We start from the raw sequence: 23,659 nt of genomic DNA, 5'->3' as shown, positions 1-23,659 counted from the left end.
GCGTATGTAAGTGAAGTGTGCCGCCCGGAACGCCGGGCGGCACATGGGTGGACTACTGGCGCGGGCCGAGCGTCCACCGTGGGCCCGTCGGACTGTCCTCGATGACGAGGCCCGACTGGTTGAGCTGGTCGCGGATGGCATCGGCGGCGGGCCAGTCCTTGCGCTCGCGGGCCGACTGGCGCTGGTCCAGGACGAGGCGTACGAGCGTGTCGACGACCCCGTGCAGATCGTCACCGCGGTCGCTCTCGCCCGCCCACTGTTCGTCGAGCGGGTCGAGGCCGAGGACGCCGAGCATCGCGCGGACCTCCGCGAGTCTGGCGACTGCCGCTTCCTTGTCGTCGGCGGCGAGCGCGGAGTTGCCCTGCCGGACGGTGGTGTGGACGATCGCGAGCGCCTGCGGGACGCCCAGGTCGTCGTCCATCGCCTCGGCGAACGCGGGCGGCACCTCGGCGGCGGCCACGACTTCGCCGCCGGCCTTCTCGATGACCCGCTGGACGAAGCCCTCGATCCGCGCGAACGCGGACTCCGCCTCGCGCAGTGCCTCCTCGCTGTACTCGATCATCGACCGGTAGTGCGGGGTGCCGAGGTAGTAGCGCAGCACGATGGGCCGCCACGCCTTGACCATCTCGCTGACCAGCACCGAGTTGCCGAGCGACTTCGACATCTTCTCGCCGGACATGGTGACCCAGCCGTTGTGCACCCAGTACTTCGCGAACTCGTCGCCGAAGGCCTTCGCCTGGGCGATCTCGTTCTCGTGGTGCGGGAAGATCAGGTCGATGCCGCCGCCGTGGATGTCGAAAGCGGTGCCGAGGTACTTGTGCGCCATGGCGGAGCACTCCAGGTGCCAGCCGGGGCGGCCGCGGCCCCAGGGGGTCTCCCAGCTGGGCTCGCCCGGCTTGCTCGCTTTCCACATCGCGAAGTCGCGCTGGTCGCGCTTGCCGGTCTCGCCCTCGCCCGACGGCTGGCGCAGGTCGTCGAGGTCCTGGTTGGAGAGCTCCAGGTAGCCGGGGAAGGACCGCACGTCGAAGTAGACGTTGCCGTCGGCCTCGTAGGCGTGACCGCGCTCGATGAGGCCGCGCATCATCTCGATCATCTCGGTGATGTGGCCGGTGGCACGCGGTTCGTAGGTGGGCGGGAGGCAGCCGAGAGCGTCGTAGCCGTCGTTGAACGCGCGCTCGTTCTCGTACCCGATCGACCACCAGGGACGGCCCTGCTCGGCCGACTTCCCGATGATCTTGTCGTCGATGTCGGTGACGTTCCGGATGAACGTGACGTCGTAGCCGCGGTAGGCGAACCAGCGGCGCATGATGTCGAAGTTCAGCCCGGACCGGATGTGCCCGATGTGCGGGGCGGCCTGGACGGTCGCGCCACAGAGGTAGATCGAGACGCAGCCCGCCGTGAGCGGGACGAAGTCACGGATCTGCCGGGCGCTGGTGTCGTACAGGCGAATAGTCACCCCTCAAGGGTAGTGGGCCCGCACCTGTGCACAGTGCCCCCTTGGGGCTAGCGGAACAAGTTCGTGTTGTCCGCGTCCGAAAGCGCCTGGCGTCCCTGTCCTCAATCGCCGGACGGGCTGGATTTTCGGCGCCGTGTCCCGGGGGCGCCGCCGCACTGTGCGGTGCGTGGTGGGCGGGGCCCCTCCGGGGCGTCTCCTCAGGACTGGCGGCCCCACCCAGGCATCACCCGCGTCTGCGACCCGGTGGAACGCATGGCCGCGGACGCGCGACGGCCGGTCCGGGGCCGTGCAGGGGAGTCCCCGCAGGACGACGAACGGATACCCGGGCTCCCCCGCGTACCCGCCGAACGTTCGTCGTTCGAGGAGACACCCCGGAGGGGCCCCGGACCACCACCCACCAGGGCAGGCGACCGTGCCACCAGGGCCCAGGCCGACACCTCAAGCCCGTCCGGCGATCGAGGACGGAACCGGCCACCCCGGACCGGGGCACCACACCACGCAACGCCCCGCCCAGGGGCCCCGCACGGTCAGCCCACCCGGTAGACCAGCGCCGTCGCGAGCCCCGCGAGCCCCTCCGCACGGCCGGTGAACCCGAGGCCGTCCGATGTGGCGGCCGAGAGCGAGACCGGGGCGCCCACCGCAGCCGACAGCACCTTCTGCGCCTCGTCGCGCCGCTTGCCGATCTTCGGTCGTACGCCGATGACCTGTACGGCGACGTTCCCGATCTCGAACCCCGCGGCCCGTACGATCCGCGCCGCCTCGGTCAGCAGCGTGACGCCCGCGGCGCCGGACCACTCGGGGCGCCCCGTCCCGAAGTGCTGTCCGAGGTCGCCGAGCCCGGCGGCCGAGAACAGCGCGTTGCAGGCGGCGTGCGCCACGACGTCGGCGTCGGAGTGGCCGGCGAGGCCGGGGCCCTCGCCCTCCCAGAGCAGGCCCGCGCACCACAGTTCGCGGCCCTCCTCGAAGGCGTGGATGTCCGTGCCGATGCCGACCTGCGGAATCACCGGCGCGTGCTCAGAACCCATCGTTCGCCCTCCTGCGCGCGAGAACCGCCTCGGCCAGCACCAGGTCCAGCGGCCGGGTCACCTTGAATGCCTCTTCGTGCCCGGGTACGACCACGACGGGCGCCCCGAGCTGTTCGACCATGCCCGCGTCGTCGGTCGCGCCGTCGCCGTCGACGGCGACGCTCTCGTGGGCGCGGACCAGAGTGTCCCGGTCGAATCCCTGCGGGGTCTGCACGGCGCGCAGCCTGGCCCGTACGGGCGTGCCGAGCACGGGCTCCGGGTCGCCGGGCGCGCCGGGCTCGACCTCCTTGACGGTGTCGGCGAGCGGCAGCGCGGGGACGACGGCGGGCGCACCGTCGCGTACGGCCTCGATCACCGCGTCCACGGTGTCGACCGGCACCAGCGGGCGTGCCGCGTCGTGGACGAGGACGGCGGAGATGTCCTCGGGGAGCGCGGCGAGGCCGAGGCCGACCGATTCCTGGCGGGTGTCGCCGCCCGGCACGACGAGGTAGTCGGTGCGCTCGGGCAGGGCGTGTTCGTCCAGCAGGTTCTTGACCTCGGGCGCGCCGTCCGCCGGGGCGACAACGACGACGAGGGAGACGGACCGGGACGCCGCCATGGCCCGTACCGCATGGATGAGCATGGGCGTGCCGCTCAGCGCGCGGAGCGCCTTGGGGGCGCCCGGGCCGAGCCGTACGCCTCGGCCGGCGGCGGGAATCACCGCGGCGGTGCGGTACGGACGCGATTGATCAGACATCGGTTGCACTCCGAAGCATCAGCATGTTTGTTTCCACGGCCGACATGGGTATGGCCACAAGCGAGCCGGGCGCGACGCCTTGACTCGGCCGGGACCCTTTCCGTGACACCCGGTCGAGTTCGAGCAAGCCGCAGCGGTTGCTCGGGGTCGGCTTTACAGGATCGCGAGCAAAGTATCGATGGGATAGCCGGATCCGAATCCGGACATGCCTCAGCGCCCGACGACACACCGTGAATACGGCTGGTCAGCGGGCACCGCGGCACATTTATTTACGACCGGTGCGATCCGGGTCAGGACGCGAGAACCTCGTCGAGCAGAGCCTCGGCCTTGTCCTCGTTCGTGTTCTCCGCGAGAGCGAGCTCACTCACCAGGATCTGGCGAGCCTTGGCAAGCATGCGCTTCTCACCTGCGGAGAGTCCGCGCTCACGCTCGCGACGCCACAGGTCGCGGACGACTTCGGCGACCTTGATGACATCGCCGGAGGCGAGCTTCTCCAGATTTGCCTTGTAGCGCCGGGACCAGTTCGTCGGCTCTTCGGCGTACGGTGCGCGCAGCACCTCGAAGACCCGGTCCAGGCCCTCCTGCCCGACTACGTCGCGCACGCCCACGAACTCGGCATTGTCCGCCGGGACACGAACCGTCAAGTCACCCTGGGCGACCTTGAGCACCAAGTAGGTCTTGTCCACGCCTTTGATCTGGCGAGTTTCGATAGCCTCGATCAGCGCGGCCCCGTGATGGGGATAGACCACGGTGTCGCCAACCTTGAACGTCATGTGACAGGTACCCCTTCCGTGGCTATCAAGAGTAACACGAGAACAGCTTCTCCTGAATGACGTTTTCGCAGGTCAGGGCATATCTCGGGGCTTGACAACAGCAACACGAACGTGCTGCGGAAGGGATCGGGAAGGCGGTAATCGCAGGTCGGAGCGGCTGTACGGGCGGGCTGAAACACGTACGTCACACACGTCCGAACCCCCTCCGAAGTGACCGAACGTCCCGGTTTGCCGGATTCCAGATGGTGAACTTTCCATACTCCGTTCGGAGATCGATCACCCGTACGGACGTAAGTGCCGATGGTCAATAGAATTGATCAACGGTCGGGGATCGCGGAGATTATGCGCAAGGAATACGCCACGGTCCGAGGAATTGATCAAGCCTGTTATGTGAACAGCACACGAATCGCGGGGGCGGGGCGGCGTGCCGGCCGATCGGGAACCTGGTTGCGGTCACGGCACGTGATGCCCGGGGCCCGTAGGGGCGGGTCGGGTGCGGGGCGGGGACGACGGCTCGGTAACCTAAGCCCGCTGACACACCCTTAGGGCGGCTTTACGCCGCTCGCCCCTCCCGTCCGTGAAGTCCGTACGTTCAAGGAGTTGCCGCAGCCGTGAGCCGCAGCCTTCGACGCGGCGCCCTTGCCGCCACTGCCATCGTGATCTCGATCGGTGCACTTTCCGCGTGTGGTGCCGGCAATGACGCGCAGACGCTCGAAATCAAGCCGGACAACGCTGCCACCACCATCGGTGACATCCGGATCCAGAACGCGAACATCGTCACCCAGCCGGAGCGCAACGCCAAGGGCCCGGCCGTCGTCACCGCCACGCTGTTCAACAACGGCGTCGCACAGCAGACGCTGGACTCGATCACCCTCCCGGGCACCGGCGCGGCGGTTCAGCTGCACGCCGCCAAGGGTGCGGGACCGATCGTCGTCCCGGCCGGGGGCAAGGTCGTCATCGGCGGCAAGGGCAATGCCGCCGCCGTGATCGAGAACGGCCGCGAGGCCGCGCAGAACGGCAACGTGCAGTCGGTCGTCTTCAAGTTCAGCAGGACCGGTGAGGTCCCGCTCGGCGTGTTCGTCGTCCCGGCCACCAGCTACTTCACCGGCTTCGGCCCGAGCTCGCTGCCGGCGGTGCCGTCCGAGACGCCCGCAGCGACGCCGTCCGGATCCGCGACGCCGGGCAACCCGGCCGAGTCGCTCGGAGCGGAGGGCCCGACGGACGCCGCGTCGGCCTCGCAGCCGGCCGAGTGACGTCCACGGACACGCACGACGGAGGCGCCTCCCGCTCGGGAGGCGCCTCCGTCGTATGTGCTCCGCCCGGCGGCCTGCCGTACGGACCCGGGGTTTACGGCTCGAACTTGTACCCCAGGCCCCGCACCGTCACCAGGAAGCGCGGCGCCCCCGGGTCGGGCTCGATCTTGGCGCGCAGGCGCTTGACGTGGACGTCGAGGGTCTTGGTGTCGCCCACGTAGTCCGCGCCCCAGACACGGTCGATCAGCTGCATCCGGGTCAGCACCCGGCCCGCGTTGCGCAGCAGCATCTCCAGCAGGTCGAACTCCTTGAGCGGGAGATCGACCTTGCCGCCGGAGACCGTGACGACGTGGCGGTCCACGTCCATCCGGACCGGGCCCGCCTCCAGGGCGGCCGGGGTGACCTCCTCCGGCTCCCCGCGGCGCCGCAGCACCGCGCGGATGCGGGCGACGAGCTCCCGCGAGGAGAACGGCTTGGTCACGTAGTCGTCGGCTCCTATTTCCAGGCCGACGACCTTGTCGATCTCGCTGTCCTTGGCCGTGACCATGATCACGGGGACGTTGGACCTGCTGCGCAGCTGGCGGCAGACCTCGGTGCCGGGCAGGCCCGGCAGCATCAGATCGAGGAGGACGAGGTCGGCGCCGTTGCGCTCGAACTCGTCGAGCCCGTCGGGGCCCGTGGCCGCTATCGCGACCTCGAAGCCTTCCTTGCGGAGCATGTAGGACAGGGCGTCGCTGAAGGATTCCTCATCCTCGACGACAAGCACTCGGGTCACGGAAGGACCTCCGGGGCAGGAAATGGTTCGAGAGTGTCGGGGTCGGCGGTCCGGTAGGCCCCGTCGTCACCGTTGACGATGAGCGGTCCGCCCGATGTACGGTCTCGGTCCCGTACGGAGCCCGCTTCGGGCAGCCGCAGGGTGAAGGTGGAGCCCTGTCCCTCCGAGCTCCAGACCGTGACCTCCCCGCCGTGCGAGGCGGCCACATGTTTGACGATGGCGAGGCCGAGACCGGTGCCACCGGTGGCCCGTGAGCGGGCCGGGTCGACGCGGTAGAAGCGTTCGAAGACCCGCTCGCGGTCCTTCTCCGAGATGCCGATGCCCTGGTCGGTCACGGCAATCTCGATCTGGTCCCCGCCCGGTACGGCCAGGCGCCTCGCGGCGATGCCGACGCGGGTGCGGGCGGGGCTGTAGTTGACGGCGTTCTCCACGAGATTGCCGAGCGCCGCGGCGAGCTGGCCGCGGTTGCCCCAGATCCGGAGCTCCGCGGTGCCGCCGGCGGCCATGGTGATCTGTTTCGCGCCGGCCTGCTGCCGGCAGCGGTCGATGGCCTCGGCGACCAGTTCGTCGACCCGGACCGGCTCGGCGTCCTCCAGCGGGTCGTCGTTCTGCACCCGGGAGAGGTCGATGAGTTCCTGTACGAGGTTGGTCAGCCGGGTCGCCTCGATCTGCATCCGGCCCGCGAACCGCTCGACCGCCTCCGGGTCGTCGGACGCGTCCATGACGGCTTCGGAGAGCAGCGAGAGCGCTCCTACCGGGGTCTTGAGCTCATGGCTGACGTTGGCGACGAAGTCGCGTCGTACCGCTTCGATACGGCGGGCCTCGGTGAGGTCCTCGACCAGCAGGAGCACCAGCCGGGAGCCCAGCGGGGCGACCCGTGCCGAGACCGCGAGGGCCTCGCCCCGGCCCGTACCGCGCCGGGGGAGGTCCAGTTCGACCTGCCGTATCTCACCGTCCCGGCGGGTGTCCCTGGCCATGTGCAGCATGGGTTCGACGGCCAGCCGGCCGCCCCTGACCAGTCCCAGCGCGTACGCGGCGGAGCTGGCCTTGACGACACTGTCGCTCTCGTCGAGCACGACCGCGGAGGAGGAGAGCACGGAGAGCACCGTGTCGACCCCGGGGGGCAGTGCCCCGTTGCTGTCGGGCCGCAGGGACGTGCGCGTCGGTTTCTTCTGGTCGCGCTCGCTCCAGCGGAACGCCAGCATGGCGATCACACCGGTACACAACCCGGCGATCGCTGCAGCTGCGGCGACCGCCGCGTTCACGTCCATACCTCAAGGTTAAGCAGGTGCGGCAGTGCTCTCCCAGCCATCCGAGTGCGTACTCGAACACTCGTCGCCCAGAGTTCACCGAGGAGCAAGGGTTGGTTCACTTGGTCGGCCGGATCCGGACGCGTACGCCCCACAGGGTGAGAGCGTGGGGTTCAGATCTGGCCCCGGCCTTAGTGAGGACTGGAGAGGGACTTCCATGCGCGACGCTTACCACGAGGAACTCGACTCGATCGGAGAGGGCCTGGTCGAGATGGCCCGGCTCGTCGGGTCGGCGATCGGCCGGGCGACGACGTCCATGCTCGACGCCGACCTCAAGCTCGCGGAGAGCGTGATCGCCGCGGACCAGAAGGTCGACGACCTCCAGCACGACCTGGAGGCGCGGGCGATCGCCCTCCTCGCGCGCCAGCAGCCCGTGGCGACCGATCTGCGGATCGTGGTCACGTCGCTCCGGATGAGTGCCGACCTGGAGCGCTCGGGCGACCTGGCCCAGCACGTGGCCAAGCTGGCCCGGCTGCGCTTCCCGCAGTCGGCGGTGCCGCATGACCTGCACGCCACCATTCTGGAGATGGGGCAGCTGGCGCAGCGCCTGATGGCCAAGGCCGCCGAGGTGATCATCACGAAGGACGTCGACCTGGCGCTCCAGCTGGAGCAGGACGACGACGAGATGGACCTGCTGCACCGCACGCTGTTCCAGCACCTGATGGACGACCGCTGGAAGCACGGCATCGAGACCGCGGTCGACGTGACGCTGCTCGGCCGTTACTACGAGCGGTTCGCCGACCACGCGGTGTCGGTCGCCAAGCGGGTCGTCTATCTCGTGACGGGTGAATACGCGGAGGACATCCAGAATGCGACGCCGGTAGAGGGCGCGTAGCGGGTAGCAGACCGCGCGTTTTGCGCGGGTGTGCCTTGGATGCGCCGTCTGTGCGCCGTTGATGGGACGGCCGGAGTGGGCATGAATGGGGTGGGGCGTCAGGCGGTAGGCCTGGTGGTACGCCCCGGTCGTACGTCGCTGTCGGTCGTACGGCCCTGCCGTACGCCTCGATATACGTCCTAGAGGAGGAACGATGGCCGACTCCCCCACGCCCGACCCGCAGCAGGAGACACCCGCTGAAGTGGTCCATCTGACGGTGCTCGGTGCCTGTGGCTGCGGTTCGAGCTGCGGGTGCGGCTGCCAGTCGGGCGCCCCGTGCCAGTGCGGCGGCTGACCGAGGCTGACCGGACGCCACCGGACCGGCGCCCCCTGCGGGGCGCCGGTCCGGTGGCGTCGTGGGCAGTGCCGTTTCAGGCGGTGACGGGCTCCGGGACGCGGCGGATACGGGCCACCGTGTGGCCGACGGCGCCGATCAGCAGCAGCACCAGCACCGTGCCCAGGGTGAAGACCTCGAACGACAGCCGGGACACGCCCCACACCTCGTGGAAGTCGTACGGAATGCCGAGCACCGGCTCCAGCGTGCCCGGGAAGAGCGCCGACCACGATCCGACCAGGATCCAGGCGTAGACGAGTCCGGCGCTGATCAGGAACCCGGGCGTGCCGAACGGCACCCGGTACGGGCGCGGTTCGTCGGTGTGCCGCAGCCGCAGCACCACCAGGGCCGGGACGACCATCAGGTACGACAGCAGCAGCGTGGTCACAGCGACGGTGAGGACGACGCCGAAGACCGCTGCCGCGTCCCCCGCGGCCAGCCGCATCGCGACGAGCATGAAGAGCGTCGCGATCACGCCGGAGAGCAGGTTCGTCCGGACCGGCGTGCCGAGCTTCGGGTGGAAGGCGCCCAGTGAGCGGCTGAAGAAGCCGCCGTCCGCGGCGGCCATCGCCTGCATCCGGTCGCTGACGATCATCCAGGCGCTGCCCTGGGTGAGCAGCGCGAAGACGAACATGACGGCAACCGTGGTGAGGACCGCGCCGCTCGCGGAGCCGTACACCCCGAAGACCAGCCGGGCGCCCTCCATGAAGCCTCCGATGCCGGTGACCTGCCCGGCCGGGACGACGGCGAGGATCGCGAAGACCGGCAGCAGGTAGCAGGCCGCGGCGATCAGGGCGGACCGGCCGAGCGCCGCGGGGACGTCGCGCTGCGGGTCGTGCATCTCCTCGCCCGCCGCGTTGGGCGCCTCGAATCCGACGTACGCGAAGAGCAGGACCGGGACGAGCGCCAGGAAGCCCGCGGTGCTGGGCGGGAAGGAGGCGCTGTCGAGGCCGCGGAAGCCGTGGCCGATGCCGTACGCGACGGCGGTGCCGGTGAAGAGGGTGAGCGCGAGGACCTTCACCGCGGCGCCCGCGGTGGTGATCCACTTGCCGCGGCGCAGCGAGACGACGGCGGTCAGGATCGCGATCCAGATGAACAGCAGCTTGAACGCGTAGTCGGAGAGCGTGCCCTCACCGAGGTGGAACACGAAACCGTCCCAGGTCTCGGCGGCGATGAAGACGAGGGAACCGCCGAGCCAGATGGGGTTGGTGACCCAGTAGAAGAGCGTGGTGAGCGCGGCGGGCAGCCGGCCGAAGGCGCGCTTCACCCAGACGTACGGTCCGCCCTCCTGCGGGAACGCCGCCCCCGTCTCGGCGAAGAGCAGTGCGTACGGGACGAGGAAGAGGACGGCGATCACGGCGGTCCAGGTGACTGCCTCGCCGCCGCCGGTGGCGATCTGGCCGACGGTGTCGAACGAGATGACGGCGGCGACACCCATCGCCGTGATGTCGAAACGACGCAGGCTGCGGTGGAGGTGGGGAACGGGGGTGTGGGTGCGTGGCGAGGGAGCTTGGGGCACGGTCGGTCCTCACGGCGGTCCGGGGGTGACGGGAGGGGGGAGCGGTGGTGGCGGGATCAAGCCCCTCCGGTGATCGAGGAGCGGGGGGGCCGGGGGCGGAGCTCCTGGTGGGGCGGCGCCCCCGGCCGGGGTGTCCGGACGGTGGGTCAGCCCGCGATCGTGCCGTCCGGGCCGGTGCGCTCCAGTACGGACCTCAGCGCCACCGCTGCCTCCTTCGCCTCTGCCTCCGTCATGATCAGCGGCGGCGACAGCACCAGGCTGTGGGCCGAGTCGCGCACGATGACGCCCGTCTCGCGGCGGATGACGTCGTGCGGCATCCGGGCGGGGTCGAGCGGCAGCGGTGTGCGCGACTCGCGGTCGGTGACGAGTTCGACGGCGAGCATCATGCCCACCGATCGGATCTCGCCGACGATCGGCAACTCACCGAGCTGCGCTTCGAGTTCGGCGTGGAGGTGGGCGCCGAGACCGACCGCGCGCGCCAGCAGCCCCTCGCGCTCGATGATGTCGAGGTTGGCGAGGGCCACGGCCGCGGCGACGGGGTGGCCGTTGTACGTGTAGCCCATCGGGAAGCCGTGGTCGAGCAGGAGCGCCTCGGCGACGTGGTCGGCGACCAGCAGGGCACCGAGCGGGGTGTAGCCGGAGGTGATGCCCTTGGCGGTGGTGATGATGTCGGGGACGACACCGAAGTGCTGGGCGGCGAACCACTCGCCGACCCGCCCGTACGCGGTGACGACCTCATCGAAGATGAGCAGGATGCCGTGCCGGTCGAGGACGTCGCGGACCCGCGGCCAGTAGTCGGCCGGCGGTACGAGCATCCCGCCGACGCCCATGATGGGTTCGCCGATCATCGCCGCGATGTTGCCGGGGCCGATCTCGGCGATGCGTGCCTCCAGCTCCCGGATCAGGAAGTCGGTGGGGTCCTCGCCGCCGTACAGCTCGGTGCGGTAGGGCCACGGCGGGGTGAGGTGCGAGACGTGCGGCATCATCGGGGCGAACCCCTCGTGGTAGACCGGGAATCCGGTGGCGGAGCCGCCGCCGTAGCCGATGCCGTGGTACGCCTTGTCGCGGGCCAGGATCCAGGTGCGGGACGACTCGCCGCGCCGGTGGTGGTAGTAGCGGGCCATCTTGATCGCGGCCTCGTTGCCCTCGGAGCCGCCCGAGGTGAAGTAGACGTGGTTCAGGCCCTCGGGGGCGAGGGAGGCCAGCCGGGCGGCGAGCTCGATGGCACGGTCGTTGGAGAACTCCCAGAAGCTGGTGAAGTACTCCAACTGCTTCATCTGCTCGAAGGCCACCCGGGCGATCTCCTCGCGGCCGTGGCCGACCTGGGCGAGCCAGAGCCCACCGGTCGCGTCGAGGTACGAGCGTCCCTCGGCGTCGGTGAGGCGGCAGCCGGAGCCGCAGGTCATGATGACGCGCTCTTCTGCGGTGCCGGGGAGGTAGGGGTGGATGATGTGCGCCCGGTCGGTGGCGGCGAGTTCTGCGTGGGTGAGGGTCATCGTCGTACGTCCTTACGCGTGCGGGTGCGGGTGCGTTGCGGGTGCGGTCATCGAGAGCGCGGCCAGTGCCAGTGCCTTCGCCGTGTCGATCAGGTCGGCGACCTCGATGTATTCGTCGATGGTGTGGAGGGTCGGGGAGCCGTCCGGGCGGGTGGCTGTCGGGCCGAGGCAGACGGCGGGCGTGTCGCCGAGGCGGGTCAGGGTCGCCGCGTCCGTCCAGGACGGTTCGCCGAGCACGCGCGGGGTGCGGCCGAGTGCGGTGGCGGACGCTGCGAGTGCGTGGACGAGCGGGTGTCCGGCGGGGACTTCGGCGGGCGGGAGTTCGGTGTCCCAGGCGAACCGGGGCGGGTGCGCGGTGAGCCAGCCGTCACCGGCGCAGGCGTCGCGTACGGCCCGTTCGATGTCGTCCCGGACCCGGCTCGCCCAGCCGCCGCCGTCCGCCTGGGCCGGCAGGTAGGTGATGTCCAGGGCGACTTCGCAGGACGCCGGGTAGGTCACCCACCACTCGCCGCCCTTGATGGTGGTCGGCACGATGGACGGCGGCGGGAGCAGCGGGTGCCGGTGCGCCGGGTCGTCGGCCCAGCGTTCGCGCAGCCGCCCGAGGGCGGCGAGGACCGGCAGGGTCTTCTCGATGGCGTTCACGGCGCCGCCGCTGCGCCAGTCCCCCGGCGGGTGTTCGGCGTGCCCGGGGCGGCCGGCGACCGTGACGGTGCCGCCGAGGATGCCGCGCTGTGCGGTGACGACGTCGAGGTCGGTGGGTTCGGGGACGACCGCCGCGTCGGCGCGTACCCCGTACCCGACGGAGGCGAGGGTGCCCGCGCCGTTCCACTCCTCGTCGGTCGCCGTGTTGATCAGAAGGTCGCCGGGGAGCCGGATGCCGAGGGCGGCGAGCGTCTCGGCGGCGATGACGGCCGCGGCGATGCCGCCCTTCATGTCGCAGGTGCCGCGCCCGTACAGCCGCCCGTCGCGGACCTCGGCACGGAACGGATCGCTGGTCCACTCGCTCCTCGGTTCCGCGGACACGACGTCGATGTGGCCGTTGAAGAGGAGCGAGCGGCCGCCGCCGGTACCGGGGAAGCGGGCGATGAGCTGGGGGCGGCCGTCGAAGCCGAGGCCCGGCGGAGTCTGCGGGGAGTCGGGCAGGTCGCCCGGTTTCGGGGTGAAGACGTCGACGGTGGCTCCGGCCCGGCGCAGCCGTCCGGCCAGGTACTCCTGGAGGTCGGCCTCGTCCCGGGCGGATTCGGAGGCCTCGCCGCGCACGGTCGTGTCGAAGCGCACCAGGTCGCAGGTGAGGCCGATCAGGTCGTCGGCGCGGCGGTCGATCTCGGCCAGGAGCCCGGCGGCGCCGGGTGTGGTTGCGGTGGCGGGGACTGTGCTCATGCGTACGCGATCCAGGTCGTCTTGAGGCCGGTGTACTTGTCGAACGAGTGCAGGGAGAGGTCGCGCCCGAACCCGGACTGCTTGAAGCCGCCGAAGGGGGTGGCGGGGCTGAGTGCGTCGACGGTGTTCACGGAGACCGTGCCCGCGTGCAGCGCGTCGGCGACCCGGTGGGCGCGGGCCAGGTCGCGGGTCCAGACGGAGGCGGCCAGCCCGTACGGGGAGTCGTTGGCGATCCGTACCGCCGCCGCCTCGTCGGTGAACGGGAGCACGGTCAGGACCGGGCCGAAGAGTTCGTCGCGGGCGAGCGGTGCGTCGGGGGCGAGGCCGGTGACGACGGTCGGATCGAGGTAGGCGCCCGGCCGGTCGGGGCGGGTGCCGCCGCAGGCGATGTCGCCGCCGGACTCCTTGACCGCCTCGATGATGCGGCTGACCTGGTGGTCGTCGACGAGCGGGCCGAGCAGGGTCGCCGGGTCGAGCGGGTCGCCGGGGACGTAGGCGGCGGTGTGGTCGACGACCCGGGCGGTGAACTCCTCGGCGATCGAGGCGTGGACCAGGAGGCGGGTGTTGGCGGAGCAGACCTGGCCGGCGTTGTAGAGGAAGCCCCAGGCGGCGCGTTCGGCGGCGGCGTCGAGGTCGGCGTCGGCGAAGACGAGGTTGGGGCTCTTGCCGCCCGCTTCGAGCCAGACCTGCTTCATGTTGGACTCGGCCGCGTACGCCAGGAACCTCTTGCCGACGGCCGTGGAGCCGGTGAAGACGAGGGTGTCGACGTCCGGGTGCAGGCCGAGGGCGCGGCCCGCGGTCTCTCCGGGGCCGGGCACGACGTTGAGGACACCGTCGGGCAGACCGGCCTCGGCGGCGAGTTCGGCGAGGCGCAGCGCGGAGAGCGAGGACTGCTCGGCGGGCTTGAGCACGACGCTGTTGCCGGCGGCGAGCGCGGGGGCCAGCTTCCAGACCGCGATGTCCAGTGGGAAGTTCCACGGCACGACGGCGCCGACGACGCCCAGCGGTGCGCGGCGGACCAGGGCGACGTTGCCGGGCGGGGTGGGGGCGACCTCGTCGTACAGCTTGTCGGCGGCCTCCGCGTACCAGGCGAAGCAGCCCGCGGCGCCCGGCACATCGGTGCCGTACGACTCGGCGATCGGCTTGCCCATGTCGAGGGTGTCCAGGAGCGCCAGTTCGGGTGCGTTGGCCTCGATGAGGGCGGCGAGGCGCAGCAGGGTGCGCTTGCGGACGGCGGGGTCGGCGCGGGACCAGCGGCCGTCGTCGAAGGCGGTGCGGGCGGCGCGGACGGCGGCGTCGATCTCGTGGGCGCCGCACTCCGCGAGGTGCGCGGTGGTCCTCCCGGTCGACGGGTCGACGGTGGGGAAGACGGCCCCGTCGGCGGCGTCGGTCCAGCGGCCGTCGATGAAGGCGCGGGTGCGGAAGTCGAGCGCGGTGGCGCGTCGTTGCCAGTCGGCGTGGGTGAGGGCGCTCATGTCGTGGGTGCTCCGGAGGTGGGTGCGGATGCGGGTACGGGCGTCGGGAGCCCGCTCCTTGTCGCAGGGGAGGTCGTGAGGCGGGCCGCCAGCAGGTAGGCGGGGACGGTGACGACGAGGCCGGCGATCCAGCCGAGGTCGGTGTCGCCGAGGGCGTGCGCGAGCGGCCCGGTGTAGAGGGACTGCGCCATGAACGGGATCTCGGCGAGGATGCCCAGCGCGTAGACGGCGAGCGCGGTGACGTTCCAGCGGCCGTAGATCCCGCCGTCGCGGGCGAAGAACGACGCCACGTCGTACGAGCCGTGCCGGACCAGGTAGAAGTCGACGAGATTGATCGCCGTCCACGGGATCAGTACGTACTGCAGGACGTAGATCAGGTTGAGGTAGCTGGTCATGAACGAGTCGGCCAGGGCCAGGGCCAGGACCACGGACAGTGCGGTGAGTACGGCTCCGATGACGGCGCGGCCGGTGGCGCGCGGCAGCCAGCGGTGGGCGAACGTCTGCACGGCTGTGACCGCGCAGAGCACCGCCCCGTACAGGTTCATGGAGTTGGTGAGCATCGTGACGACCGCGAAGCTCCACAGGGTGATCTGGCCGAGCGGGGAGCCGAGCAGGGCGCTCTGGGCGGCGATCGGGTCGTCGCCGCCGGCCAGCCCGATCGCCGCGCCGACCACCATGGGGAGCAGGCTGCCGAGCACACAGCCCGCGTAGGTGCACCAGAGCGTCGAGCGGACCCCGGCGCGGTCGGCGGGCATGTAGCGCGAGTAGTCCGAGACGTACGGGGCGTACGCGATCTGCCAGAGCGCGCCGACGGAGACCATGCCGAGGAATCCGGCGAGGCTGAAGCCGCCGCGGTCCAGGAAGCCGTCGGGGAGCCCGCCGAACAGCAGCCAGGCCGCGCCGGCCAGCTGTACGGCTCCGAAGACCCAGCTGGTGAGCGCGCCGATCCGGTGCATCAGCCGGTAGCCGACGACGGCGACGACCAGGCTGACCAGGGCGCCCAGTACGACGCCGGTGCGCTCGCCGACGGGGGCGACCTGGCCCAGCGACTGGGCGCCGACGACCAGGTTCGAGGCGAAGAACCCCTGGTACATGACGATGACGACGAGGACGACGGCGAGTGCGCCGACGTACCCGAACTGGCCGCGGCTCTGGATCATCTGCGGCACTCCGAGCTGCGGGCCCTGTGCCGAGTGCAGTGCCATCAGGAAGCCGCCGCCCAGATGTCCGGCGAGCAGCGCGGCCAGGCTCCACCAGAAGGAGAGCCCGAAGGCGGTGGGGGCCAGGGCTCCGGTGACGACGGTCAGCGGGCCGAGGTTCGCGGAGAACCAGATGGTGAACAGGTCGCGCGTGCGGCCGTGGCGTTCGGAGAGAGGTACGGCGTCGATGGTGCGCCGTTCCACAATCGTCCCTGAGCTGTCGCCGGTCATCCGACCCCGTTCGCCGTTCTTTGAAGATGGATTCAAACAACGCACTAGGAAGCCGTCAATGACTTGGGCGCCACCAACTTGCCTTATTTGAACGAAGTAACAGAGAATTAACCGCATGGGGAGACCGAAGAACCAGACAGCACGACGCGAGGCCCTCGTCGACGCCGCGGGACGCGCGATCGCCGAACGAGGGCTGGAGGGTCTGCGGATCAAGGACATCGCCGCCGAGGCGGGGGTGTCGGCAGGCTCGGTCCTGTACTACTACCCGGAGATGGACGAGCTGGTCCTGGAGGTGCACCGGGGCGCCGTCGAGCGCTATGTGTCCGCGCGCCACGACCGTACGGACGCGGTCGGTGACCCCGTCGAGCGGCTGCGCGCCCTGATCGGCAGCGGACTTCCCGCCGCGGCGGGCGACCCGCAGCACAGCCTGCTGTACGAGCTGCACCGCCGCGCGGACCGCAGCTCCGGGCATGCCGCGCTGATGGCCTCACTGTTCGCGCGCGAGGTCGCGCTCTACACGACGGTGCTCGAAGTCGGCGCGGCGACCGGGGTGTTCACGCTCACGGGAAGTGCGGCCGATGTGGCACGGAACCTGGTGGCGCTGGAGGACGGGTACGGGCTGCACATCGTCAGCCGGAACACACAGCTGACACCGGAGGAGGCGCAGCGGCTGATCCTGGGGTACGCGAGGGCCGCGACGGGCCGCGCGGAACTGTGAGGGTCCCCGGGATCGGCCCGGGCGCCGGGTCCCTGCGCCCGGGTCGAGCAGGACATCAACGGCCGCGCGGAGCCGTGACGGGGCGAGGCGGGGCGACCCCGTGACGTCCCTCAGCCCCGCCCCGCGATCAGCCGTTCCCGCTGGACCGGGTCGGCGGCGACCGCGGCGGCGGTCAGGGCCATCGCCGCGGCCCCGTCCAGCACCGCACGGTCCGCGGCCGCGCCCACGCAGTGCGCCGCGAACTCCTTCTGGTGATTGACGGCGGGCAGCGAGCCGATGCCCAGGTACGGGTGGATGGCGGGCAGCACCCGGGACACATTGCCCATGTCCGTGGACGCCCGGTTCATCCGCGCGGCGGGCGTCCCGGTCTCGAAGCGCCGACCCAGTTCCGTCGCCGTACGCCGGTACATCGCCAGCAGTTCCGCGTCATTGCGGAACTCCGAGTACGGGCGGCTCTCCGGCTCGATCTCCAGCTCGCAGCCCGACGCAAGAGCCCCCGCCTCGAAGCACCGCTCGACCCGCGGCTGGAGCTCGGCGAGCTGTTCCAGGGTGTCGGCGCGTACGTACCAACGCCCCTCCGTCAGCTCCGGGATGGCGTTCGGGGCCTCGCCGCCGCGCGTCATCATGCCGTGCACCCTGGTCCGCCCCGGCAGCTGCTGACGCAGCAGTCCGATGGCGACCTGGGCGACGGTGAACGCGTCGGCCGCGTTGCGCCCCTGCTCCGGGTAGGCCGCCGCGTGGGCCGCCTTGCCGTGGTAGCGCACCTTGAGATGGGCGACGGCGAACGGGTCCGCCTCGGCGACGTCCACCGGTCCCGGGTGCACCATCATCGCGGCGTGCACCCCGTCGAAGGCGCCGCGTTCCAGCATCAGGATCTTGCCGCCGCCTCCCTCCTCGGCCGGGGTACCGAAGACGGTGAGGGTGAGCCCCAACTCGTCGACGAGGGGCGCCAGTCCGGCCGCGGCGCCGACCGCGGCCGCCGCGATGACGTTGTGCCCGCAGGCGTGGCCGAGGCCGGGCAGTGCGTCGTACTCGGCGCAGATGCCGAGGTGCAGGGGCCCGGACCCGAGGGTGGCGGTGAAGGCGGTGGGCAGACCGGCCGTCCCCGGCCGGACGTCGAAACCGAGGTCGTTCAGCGCGTAACCGACCCAGCGGGCCGCCTTCTCCTCCTCCCACGCCACCTCGGGGTGGGCGTGGATGCGGTGGCTGAGGGCGAGCAGCTCGTCGGCGACCCCGGCAACCGCTGTGCGTACGGGTTTCATTCGTCCCCCGGTACGCCGTACGAGGGTGCGTCGCCGGGGGCGAGTGCGCGGCGTACGTAGGCATCGGCCTGCGGCTCCCACACCGTCCACAGAGTGGCGAGTTCGGCGACCGGGTCGCCGTCCGTCCAGTCGACACGGAGGTCGGTCACCGGCCAGGCGACATCGTCGGCGACGAGCAGTCCGGCCGAGCGGACGAGCCCCTCCTCGCCGCCCGCCGCGGCGCCGGCAGCCAGCGCGTCCACCAGACGCCGGCCGAGCGGGGCGGCCGGGTCGGTGGCGAACGCGTCGAGCATGGCCTGCGGGACGCCGGGGCCCGACAGGAGGTTTCCGGCGGTGACGGCGTCCGGACCCACGGCCTCCGCGTACCGGCCGAGCGCCCGCGCCCCCGAGTACACGGCGCCCGGCCCCTGAGCCCCGACAGCCGTCAACTGCCGGTATTCCACGCAGGGTTCCGTGACAACGACCTCGCGCACGGCCGAGGTCGCCGAGCTGCCCGCGCCCAGCAGGTCGAGCAGTCGGGTGCCGAGCCGCGGATCGGTGACGTTCTGCGAACAGACCGCGCCGACGCCCGCCCGCACATGGGCGCAGCGCGCGGCCACGGCGGGCGAGGAGGAGGTGACGGCGACGCCGAACTGTCCGGTCCGGGTGCAGCGGGCGGCGATCGAGAAGGTCACCGAACCCCCTTGGACCGTACGGCGGCGGCTTCCGCCCGCCGTTCGGCCGGGATCACCGCGGTGGCGTCGATCTCGACCAGCCACTCCGGGCGGGCCAGCGCGGAGACGACCAGCCCGGTGGAGACGTAGTGCACGCCCTTCAGCCACCGCCCCATGGTCCGGTAGACGGGTTCGCGGTAGCGGATGTCCGTCAGATAGACGGTGATCTTGACGATCTCGTCGAGCCGGCTGCCGCACTCGTCGAGCAGCATGGCGATGTTCGCCATGGCCTTCTCGGCCTGGGCCGCGACATCTCCGACGCCGACGTTCTCGCGGGTGTCGAGGTCCTGGCCGATCTGCCCGCGCAGATAGACGGTGCCGTCGGCGACGACGGCCTGCGCGAGATCGTTGGAGAGGTCCTGCTCGGGATACGTGTCGGCGGTGTTGAAGGACCGGATCCGGTCGTGCACAGGGCTCACTTGGCGGACCTCCCCAGCGAACCGAGCACGTTGTCGGAGAGCCCGGCCGCGTCCTTGACCAGGTCGAGCGGACCGTCCCAGTCGAAGTTGCGGTAGACGGCGCCGAGGTGGGCGAAGGGCGGCGACTGCGCGAACAGCTGGAAGGTCAGCCGGTGCCCCGCGTAGTCGGAGTTCAGCAGGTCACGGGCGTACGCGAGAAGCTTGCGGCGGTCCTCGGCGACCCAGTGCTCGTTGATCGAGTAGAACTTGTCCAGCCACGGCTTGGTGTCCGGGTGGTCGAACGACGCCTTGTCCGGGGTAATGCAGATCTGGCCGCCGCACAGCTCACGGGCGATGTGCATCATCTCGTGCAGCTGCGAACAGGCCAGTACCCGGCCGGTGTAGAGCAGCGACTGGTTCGGCATGAGCAGCCCGCCGGGGCTGGGCTCGGCCATCGCGATCGCGGCCGTGAGGTGCGCGTTGATGCCTTCGCGGTAGCAGGCGAGGGTGGCCAGCTTCTCCTGAACGGCCTGCTGCTTCTCCAGACCGGTCTGCTTCACGTTCCACAGCGCGGCGCCGATCATGAGGTCCGCGAGCCGCAGATTGCGCTGGGTGAAGGCGAAGGCGCTGTAGCGGTGCAGGGTCGCGCGGATGAAGGTGGCGGCCTTGGTGTCCCGGTAGAAAAGGACGTTCTCCCAGGGGATCTCGACATCGTCGAAGACGACGAGCGTGTCGACCTCGTCGAAGCGGTTGGAGACCGGATAGTCCTCGATCGGCTTGGCGCCGGCGAAGCCCGTACGGCAGATGTACTTCAGACCGGGGGCGCCCATGTCGAGCATGAACCCGAGTGCGTAGTCGGAGAGTTCGGAGTCGCCCCAGTTGGCGATCGTCGGCTTGGTGAACGCCTGGTTGGAGTAGGCGGCGGCCGTCTCGTACTTGGCTCCGCGCACCACGATGCCGTTGTCCGTCTCCCGCACGACATGCAGCAGCATGTCCGGGTCCTGGTCCTGCGGGCGCTTGGAGCGGTCGCCCTTCGGGTCGGTGTTGGCGGAGACGTGGAACGGGTCGCCGTAGCAGGCCAGGTCGATGTGGCGCTTGACGTTCTCGGCGTACGTCGGGTTGATGGCGTTCAGGACGTCCTGGCCGTCGATCAGCGACCAGACCTCGCCGATCGTCTCGTCGCCGACGCGGGTGACGACACCGCCGACATCGCTGAGCACGGCGTCGGTGGCGGCGCGCTTGGCGTCCCAGTCCTCGCGGGTCCGCGGCGGCTTCTGCTGCACGGCGTTGACCTCGCCCGTCTCCGGGTCGGTGTACGTCATGGTGTCCCGGGTCGCCGGCTCGTGGGCCATGTCGTAGATCCGGGCGCGGATGTCGACGAGCGGCTTGAAGGCGGGGTGCGCGGGGACGTCCGCGACCTTCTCGCCGTTGATCCAGACGTCGCGTCCGTCGCGGATCGACTCCCGGTACTGCTCTCCGGTGCGGATCATCTCCGTACTCCTTCTTCGGTGCGGGTGGTCACAGGGGGCGGTGCGCGCCGTACGTACGGGCGTGGTGGACGAGCGGGCGGGCCGTCGTGGAGACGGCGCTGGCGAGGACGGCGCCGAACAGGACCCGGTGCGTGCCGGAGACGACGGCATCGGTGAGCCGGCAGTCGAAGGCGGCGGCGGCGGCGCGCAGCAGGGGCGACCCCGTGGTGTGCGTGTCCCAGTCGGCGCAGCCGAAGTCGTACGGGGCAGTGGCGGTTCCGGGACCGGGCCGACCGGCGAAGACGTCCGAGACATGCGCCTGGCCGAGACCGAGGACGCTGACGGCGAAGTGGCCGTTGCGGACGGCGGCCGCGGCGAGCGGGCTGCGCTCGTTCACGCAGACGAGCAGCGACGGCGGGTCGGCGGTGACGGAACACATGGCGCTCACGGTCTGGGCGAACCGGCCGGCCGGACCGTCGGTCGTGACGACGGTGACACCGGTCGCGGCATTGCCCATCGCGGCGATGAAGTCGGCGCGGTCGGTGGCCGGTTGGACCGGGTGGTGCGGAGCGATCGTCATGGGCTGCGGCCTCCCCTGGAGTGGTGCGGTCCTGGTGGTTGACCACTATGGGAGGGCAGCCCGTCATCCGTACAGCAGATCTTTTAGCGCTATTGCATAGATTTTCCAGATGCAGCGATGTTCTCGGAGGTCAGCCCCGCAGCGCCTCCCGGCACACGGCGGCGAACGCCTGCGCCCGGCCGGTCAGCCGGACGCCCCGGAGCTTGGCGAGGACCACCGGCAGCGCGGGCAGATGGTCGGCCAGCGGCAGATCGACGACGCGGGCGCCGTCGTACGTGCGGTCGTGCGCCGGCCGCTGGTTGAGCAGCGCCCAGCCCTGTCCGGCCGCGACCAGCGCACGTACCGTCTCGTAGCTCCTGGTCCGGTGGCGCACCCGCGGCTCCCCGCCCGCCTTGGCCACGACCGACTGGAAGTAGTCCCGGCTGACCGGCAGGTCGAGCAGGATCATCGGCTCCTCGGCGAGGTCCGCGAGGCGCGCCGAACCGCTCTCGGCCAGCCGGTGCCCCTCCGGGACCAGGGCGTAGGGCGGGGCCATCGCCAGCACCTCGCGCTCGATGTCGTCGTCGAGCTCCAGGTCGTACAGGAGCGCCAGCTCGCACTCGCCGGTCCGCAGGCTCTCCTGGAGCGCGGGGGTGTCCCCCTCGTGCACCTCGATCCGCACCGCCGGATGGTTCTCGCCGAACTCCCGCAGCAGACGCGGCAGATAGAACGGGGCCAGGGTCTGGAAACAGCCCACGGCCAGCTCGCCGACCAGGTCCGAGCCGAGGCTGCGGGCGGACTCGGCGAGCTCGTCGGCATGGGTCAGAAAGCCGCGCAGCTCATGCAGGAACCGCTCACCCGCCCCGGTCAGCGACAGTCCCTTGGCATGCCGACGGATCAGCAGCTGGACCCCGAGCTCGCGCTCCAGATGGGTGACGGCCGTGGAGACCGCCGACTGCGACACATTGATGCGCTGCGCGGCGGCGGTCATCGAGCCGAGCTCGGCGGCGGCGAGGAAGTACCGGAGCTGTACGAGGGTGAAGTTCGCGTCCTTGGCCATGACCGGATTCTGGCTCCTGGCCGGACCGAGTGCATCAATAAATCCGATGCAATCGCTGCGAAATCACTATTTGACCGCTGACTGAAACCGTTCGAGACTCACCGACCACCCGCACCTGTACGCCATGGAGTCCGCCTCACCCTCGTTCCCGCCCCCGTCCCCAGGGAGTCCGCATGCCCGGTCCCGCAGAACCGACCACGCCCGCGGCGCCCGCCGCCGTCGAACAACACACCATCGACCACGTCCCCGATCATGAACGGCACGGCCGGGTACGGGACCTGTTCACCATGTGGTTCGGCACGAACATCGCGCCGCTGCCGCTGGTCACCGGCGCGATGGGTGTCCAGGTCTTCCATCAGTCGTTCTGGTCGAGCGTCCTCGCGATCATCGTCGGGCAGCTCGTCGGCGGCGTGTTCATGGCGCTGCACTCGGCGCAGGGCCCGCAGCTGGGCGTCCCGCAGATGATCCAGAGCCGCGCCCAGTTCGGTGCGATCGGCGCCCTGCTCATCGTGGTCGTCGCGGCCGCGATGTACGTCGGTTTCTTCGCGTCGAACATCGTGCTCGCGGGCAAGTCCCTGCACGGCCTCGCGCCCGCCGTCCCGGTCGACGCGGGCATCCTGCTGGGTGCGCTCGGCTCGGCGGTGATCTGCTGGATCGGCTACCGGCTGATCCACACCCTGAACAAGGTGGCGACCTGGGTCCTGGGCATCGGCATCGTCGCCGGCCTGGCGGTCGTGGTCGCGCGCGGCCTGCCGGACGACTTCTTCACCCGGGGCGGCTTCACGTTCGCGGGCTGGCTGGCCACGGTCTCGCTCAGCGCCCTGTGGCAGCTGGCGTTCGCCCCGTACGTCTCCGACTACTCCCGCTACCTGCCGCGCACCGTCCGCACCGCGTCCACCTTCTGGGCCACGTACTGGGGTTCCTGCCTGGGCTCGACCCTGGCGTTCCTCGCGGGCACGGTGATCGGACTCGCGGCACCCGGCACGGACGACACGGTGGCCGGCTTCGACTCGGCGGCGGGCTCGTTCGGCCCGGTGATCCTGGTGCTGTTCCTGTTCAGCGTGGTCAACCACAACGCACTGAACCTGTACGGGGCGGTGCTCTCGCTCATCACCATCGGCCAGACCTTCCGTACGGACTGGCAGCCCCGCCAGGCGGCACGCGGTGCGGTGTCCGCCGTGGTCCTGGCGGCGTCACTGCTGATCGCGGTCGGCCTGGCCGGCGACTTCGTCTCGCAGTTCGTGAACCTGGTGCTGGTGCTGCTGGTGGTCCTCGTCCCGTGGACGGCGATCAACCTGATCGACTTCTACCTGGTCCATCGCGGCAGTTACGCACTCGGCGACCTCTTCCTCCCGGACGGCGGCCGCTACGGCCGCTTCAACCCGGTGGCCCTGGTCTCGTACGCGATCGGCATCGCCGTCCAGCTCCCGTTCGTCGCCACGTCCCTCTACACGGGGCCGCTGGTCGCACCGCTCGGCGGCGCGGACCTGTCCTGGCTCGTCGGCCTGGCCGTGACGACACCGGTGTACTACCTCTGGGCCCGGAACCGGGGCGAAACGGCACCGGCATCCGCACAGCGGAACGCGCCGCGCGAACCGGCGACGAGCGCGTAGCGAGCAGGTGGGGGGCGGGCCGCGCACCCGC

Annotated in this window: 21 protein-coding genes; 4 read left to right on the top strand and 17 right to left on the bottom strand. The window is 70.8% G+C overall.

All coding sequences use genetic code 11. The features are described from left to right. Positions 1 to 52: 52 nt before the first annotated feature. From cysS to ACFU8W_RS29260, 4 genes are all read right to left on the bottom strand, one after another. On the bottom strand, positions 53 to 1,456 hold the full coding sequence (gene cysS / locus ACFU8W_RS29275) for a cysteine--tRNA ligase (RefSeq protein WP_384043258.1): 1,404 nt from the start codon (positions 1,454 to 1,456) through the stop codon (positions 53 to 55). A gap of 527 nt (positions 1,457 to 1,983) precedes the next feature. Continuing rightward, on the bottom strand, positions 1,984 to 2,481 hold the full coding sequence (gene ispF / locus ACFU8W_RS29270) for a 2-C-methyl-D-erythritol 2,4-cyclodiphosphate synthase (protein WP_037692876.1): 498 nt from the start codon (positions 2,479 to 2,481) through the stop codon (positions 1,984 to 1,986). Next, on the bottom strand, positions 2,471 to 3,217 hold the full coding sequence (gene ispD / locus ACFU8W_RS29265) for a 2-C-methyl-D-erythritol 4-phosphate cytidylyltransferase (RefSeq protein ID WP_326792607.1): 747 nt from the start codon (positions 3,215 to 3,217) through the stop codon (positions 2,471 to 2,473). The genes ispF and ispD overlap by 11 nt, the downstream gene beginning before the upstream one ends. A 290-nt stretch (positions 3,218 to 3,507) precedes the next feature. After that, on the bottom strand, positions 3,508 to 3,990 hold the full coding sequence (locus tag ACFU8W_RS29260; RefSeq protein WP_006380568.1) for a CarD family transcriptional regulator: 483 nt from the start codon (positions 3,988 to 3,990) through the stop codon (positions 3,508 to 3,510). A 611-nt stretch (positions 3,991 to 4,601) separates the two neighbouring features. On the opposite strand from ACFU8W_RS29260, the gene ACFU8W_RS29255 reads away from it, so the two are divergent. Next, positions 4,602 to 5,243, top strand: a complete 642-nt coding sequence (locus ACFU8W_RS29255) for a DUF461 domain-containing protein (RefSeq protein WP_384043254.1) — start codon at positions 4,602 to 4,604, stop codon at positions 5,241 to 5,243. Between the two features lie 94 nt (positions 5,244 to 5,337). Here the strand turns inward: ACFU8W_RS29255 and ACFU8W_RS29250 are convergent, their stop codons facing one another. Both ACFU8W_RS29250 and ACFU8W_RS29245 read right to left on the bottom strand, forming a co-directional pair. Continuing rightward, complete coding sequence (locus ACFU8W_RS29250; RefSeq protein WP_030977814.1) at positions 5,338 to 6,018, bottom strand: response regulator transcription factor; 681 nt, start codon at positions 6,016 to 6,018, stop codon at positions 5,338 to 5,340. Beyond that, positions 6,015 to 7,289 (bottom strand): ATP-binding protein, encoded by a 1,275-nt coding sequence (locus tag ACFU8W_RS29245; RefSeq protein WP_345512338.1) that lies wholly within the window; start codon positions 7,287 to 7,289, stop codon positions 6,015 to 6,017. The genes ACFU8W_RS29250 and ACFU8W_RS29245 overlap by 4 nt, the downstream gene beginning before the upstream one ends. 196 nt (positions 7,290 to 7,485) lie before the next feature. Between ACFU8W_RS29245 and phoU the strand changes: the two genes are divergently transcribed. Then, positions 7,486 to 8,163, top strand: a complete 678-nt coding sequence (gene phoU, locus ACFU8W_RS29240; RefSeq protein ID WP_345512339.1) for a phosphate signaling complex protein PhoU — start codon at positions 7,486 to 7,488, stop codon at positions 8,161 to 8,163. A gap of 410 nt (positions 8,164 to 8,573) precedes the next feature. Here the strand turns inward: phoU and ACFU8W_RS29235 are convergent, their stop codons facing one another. The 5 genes from ACFU8W_RS29235 to ACFU8W_RS29215 all read right to left on the bottom strand — a co-directional run bounded on the left by ACFU8W_RS29235 (position 8,574) and on the right by ACFU8W_RS29215 (position 15,836). Beyond that, the gene (locus ACFU8W_RS29235) at positions 8,574 to 10,055 is read right to left on the bottom strand and encodes an APC family permease (RefSeq protein WP_384043249.1); all 1,482 of its coding nucleotides are present in this window, start codon (positions 10,053 to 10,055) and stop codon (positions 8,574 to 8,576) included. A gap of 146 nt (positions 10,056 to 10,201) precedes the next feature. After that, the gene (locus tag ACFU8W_RS29230) at positions 10,202 to 11,551 is read right to left on the bottom strand and encodes an aspartate aminotransferase family protein (protein ID WP_384043246.1); all 1,350 of its coding nucleotides are present in this window, start codon (positions 11,549 to 11,551) and stop codon (positions 10,202 to 10,204) included. Positions 11,552 to 11,563: 12 nt separating this feature from the next. Next, on the bottom strand, positions 11,564 to 12,931 hold the full coding sequence (locus ACFU8W_RS29225; protein WP_384043243.1) for an ArgE/DapE family deacylase: 1,368 nt from the start codon (positions 12,929 to 12,931) through the stop codon (positions 11,564 to 11,566). Next, complete coding sequence (locus ACFU8W_RS29220; protein WP_384043240.1) at positions 12,928 to 14,406, bottom strand: aldehyde dehydrogenase; 1,479 nt, start codon at positions 14,404 to 14,406, stop codon at positions 12,928 to 12,930. The genes ACFU8W_RS29225 and ACFU8W_RS29220 overlap by 4 nt, the downstream gene beginning before the upstream one ends. Next, the gene (locus tag ACFU8W_RS29215; RefSeq protein ID WP_384043237.1) at positions 14,403 to 15,836 is read right to left on the bottom strand and encodes a purine-cytosine permease family protein; all 1,434 of its coding nucleotides are present in this window, start codon (positions 15,834 to 15,836) and stop codon (positions 14,403 to 14,405) included. Before ACFU8W_RS29215 ends, ACFU8W_RS29220 begins: the two co-directional genes overlap by 4 nt. Positions 15,837 to 15,951: 115 nt before the next feature. Here ACFU8W_RS29215 and ACFU8W_RS29210 point away from each other — a divergent pair, with 115 nt between their 5' ends. Continuing rightward, positions 15,952 to 16,554, top strand: a complete 603-nt coding sequence (locus tag ACFU8W_RS29210; protein WP_327245106.1) for a TetR family transcriptional regulator — start codon at positions 15,952 to 15,954, stop codon at positions 16,552 to 16,554. Positions 16,555 to 16,664: 110 nt separating this feature from the next. Here the strand turns inward: ACFU8W_RS29210 and ACFU8W_RS29205 are convergent, their stop codons facing one another. The 6 genes from ACFU8W_RS29205 to ACFU8W_RS29180 form a co-directional block, all read right to left on the bottom strand. Beyond that, a complete protein-coding gene (locus ACFU8W_RS29205; RefSeq protein ID WP_384043233.1) occupies positions 16,665 to 17,816 on the bottom strand; it encodes a M20 family metallopeptidase in 1,152 nt (383 codons plus the stop codon). After that, positions 17,813 to 18,490: a DUF1028 domain-containing protein gene (locus tag ACFU8W_RS29200; protein ID WP_384043230.1), complete on the bottom strand. Its 678-nt coding sequence runs from the start codon at positions 18,488 to 18,490 to the stop codon at positions 17,813 to 17,815. Before ACFU8W_RS29200 ends, ACFU8W_RS29205 begins: the two co-directional genes overlap by 4 nt. Next, complete coding sequence (locus ACFU8W_RS29195) at positions 18,487 to 18,948, bottom strand: RidA family protein (RefSeq protein WP_384043226.1); 462 nt, start codon at positions 18,946 to 18,948, stop codon at positions 18,487 to 18,489. The genes ACFU8W_RS29200 and ACFU8W_RS29195 overlap by 4 nt, the downstream gene beginning before the upstream one ends. Next, positions 18,945 to 20,417, bottom strand: a complete 1,473-nt coding sequence (locus tag ACFU8W_RS29190; protein ID WP_326792602.1) for a 4-hydroxyphenylacetate 3-hydroxylase family protein — start codon at positions 20,415 to 20,417, stop codon at positions 18,945 to 18,947. Before ACFU8W_RS29190 ends, ACFU8W_RS29195 begins: the two co-directional genes overlap by 4 nt. A 28-nt stretch (positions 20,418 to 20,445) precedes the next feature. Next, positions 20,446 to 20,976 (bottom strand): flavin reductase family protein, encoded by a 531-nt coding sequence (locus ACFU8W_RS29185; RefSeq protein ID WP_384043222.1) that lies wholly within the window; start codon positions 20,974 to 20,976, stop codon positions 20,446 to 20,448. A gap of 130 nt (positions 20,977 to 21,106) precedes the next feature. Next, positions 21,107 to 22,015 (bottom strand): LysR family transcriptional regulator, encoded by a 909-nt coding sequence (locus ACFU8W_RS29180; RefSeq protein WP_345512351.1) that lies wholly within the window; start codon positions 22,013 to 22,015, stop codon positions 21,107 to 21,109. 173 nt (positions 22,016 to 22,188) lie between these two features. On the opposite strand from ACFU8W_RS29180, the gene ACFU8W_RS29175 reads away from it, so the two are divergent. Then, complete coding sequence (locus ACFU8W_RS29175) at positions 22,189 to 23,628, top strand: purine-cytosine permease family protein (protein WP_384043219.1); 1,440 nt, start codon at positions 22,189 to 22,191, stop codon at positions 23,626 to 23,628. Positions 23,629 to 23,659: the final 31 nt, after the last annotated feature.

This window comes from Streptomyces sp. NPDC057565 (genome assembly GCF_042801455.1).
Classification (GTDB): domain Bacteria; phylum Actinomycetota; class Actinomycetes; order Streptomycetales; family Streptomycetaceae; genus Streptomyces; species Streptomyces yanii.
Note: the sequence above shows the minus strand (reverse complement) of the source record. Positions and strands in the feature narration are given on the sequence as shown.

Bases quoted from the DNA above. Each gene is read 5' to 3' on its own strand.
- ACFU8W_RS29215 (WP_384043237.1), bottom strand. From the start codon at position 15,836: ATGACCGGCGACAGCTCAGGGACGATTGTGGAACGGCGCACCATCGAC.
- ACFU8W_RS29260 (WP_006380568.1), bottom strand. From the start codon at position 3,990: ATGACGTTCAAGGTTGGCGACACCGTGGTCTATCCCCATCACGGGGCC.
- ispD (WP_326792607.1), bottom strand. From the start codon at position 3,217: ATGTCTGATCAATCGCGTCCGTACCGCACCGCCGCGGTGATTCCCGCC.
- ACFU8W_RS29180 (WP_345512351.1), bottom strand. From the start codon at position 22,015: ATGGCCAAGGACGCGAACTTCACCCTCGTACAGCTCCGGTACTTCCTC.
- ACFU8W_RS29205 (WP_384043233.1), bottom strand. From the start codon at position 17,816: ATGAAACCCGTACGCACAGCGGTTGCCGGGGTCGCCGACGAGCTGCTC.
- ACFU8W_RS29220 (WP_384043240.1), bottom strand. From the start codon at position 14,406: ATGAGCGCCCTCACCCACGCCGACTGGCAACGACGCGCCACCGCGCTC.
- ACFU8W_RS29175 (WP_384043219.1), top strand. From the start codon at position 22,189: ATGCCCGGTCCCGCAGAACCGACCACGCCCGCGGCGCCCGCCGCCGTC.
- ACFU8W_RS29225 (WP_384043243.1), bottom strand. From the start codon at position 12,931: ATGAGCACAGTCCCCGCCACCGCAACCACACCCGGCGCCGCCGGGCTC.
- ACFU8W_RS29210 (WP_327245106.1), top strand. From the start codon at position 15,952: ATGGGGAGACCGAAGAACCAGACAGCACGACGCGAGGCCCTCGTCGAC.
- phoU (WP_345512339.1), top strand. From the start codon at position 7,486: ATGCGCGACGCTTACCACGAGGAACTCGACTCGATCGGAGAGGGCCTG.
- ACFU8W_RS29190 (WP_326792602.1), bottom strand. From the start codon at position 20,417: ATGATCCGCACCGGAGAGCAGTACCGGGAGTCGATCCGCGACGGACGC.
- ACFU8W_RS29245 (WP_345512338.1), bottom strand. From the start codon at position 7,289: ATGGACGTGAACGCGGCGGTCGCCGCAGCTGCAGCGATCGCCGGGTTG.
- ispF (WP_037692876.1), bottom strand. From the start codon at position 2,481: ATGGGTTCTGAGCACGCGCCGGTGATTCCGCAGGTCGGCATCGGCACG.
- ACFU8W_RS29185 (WP_384043222.1), bottom strand. From the start codon at position 20,976: ATGACGATCGCTCCGCACCACCCGGTCCAACCGGCCACCGACCGCGCC.
- ACFU8W_RS29230 (WP_384043246.1), bottom strand. From the start codon at position 11,551: ATGACCCTCACCCACGCAGAACTCGCCGCCACCGACCGGGCGCACATC.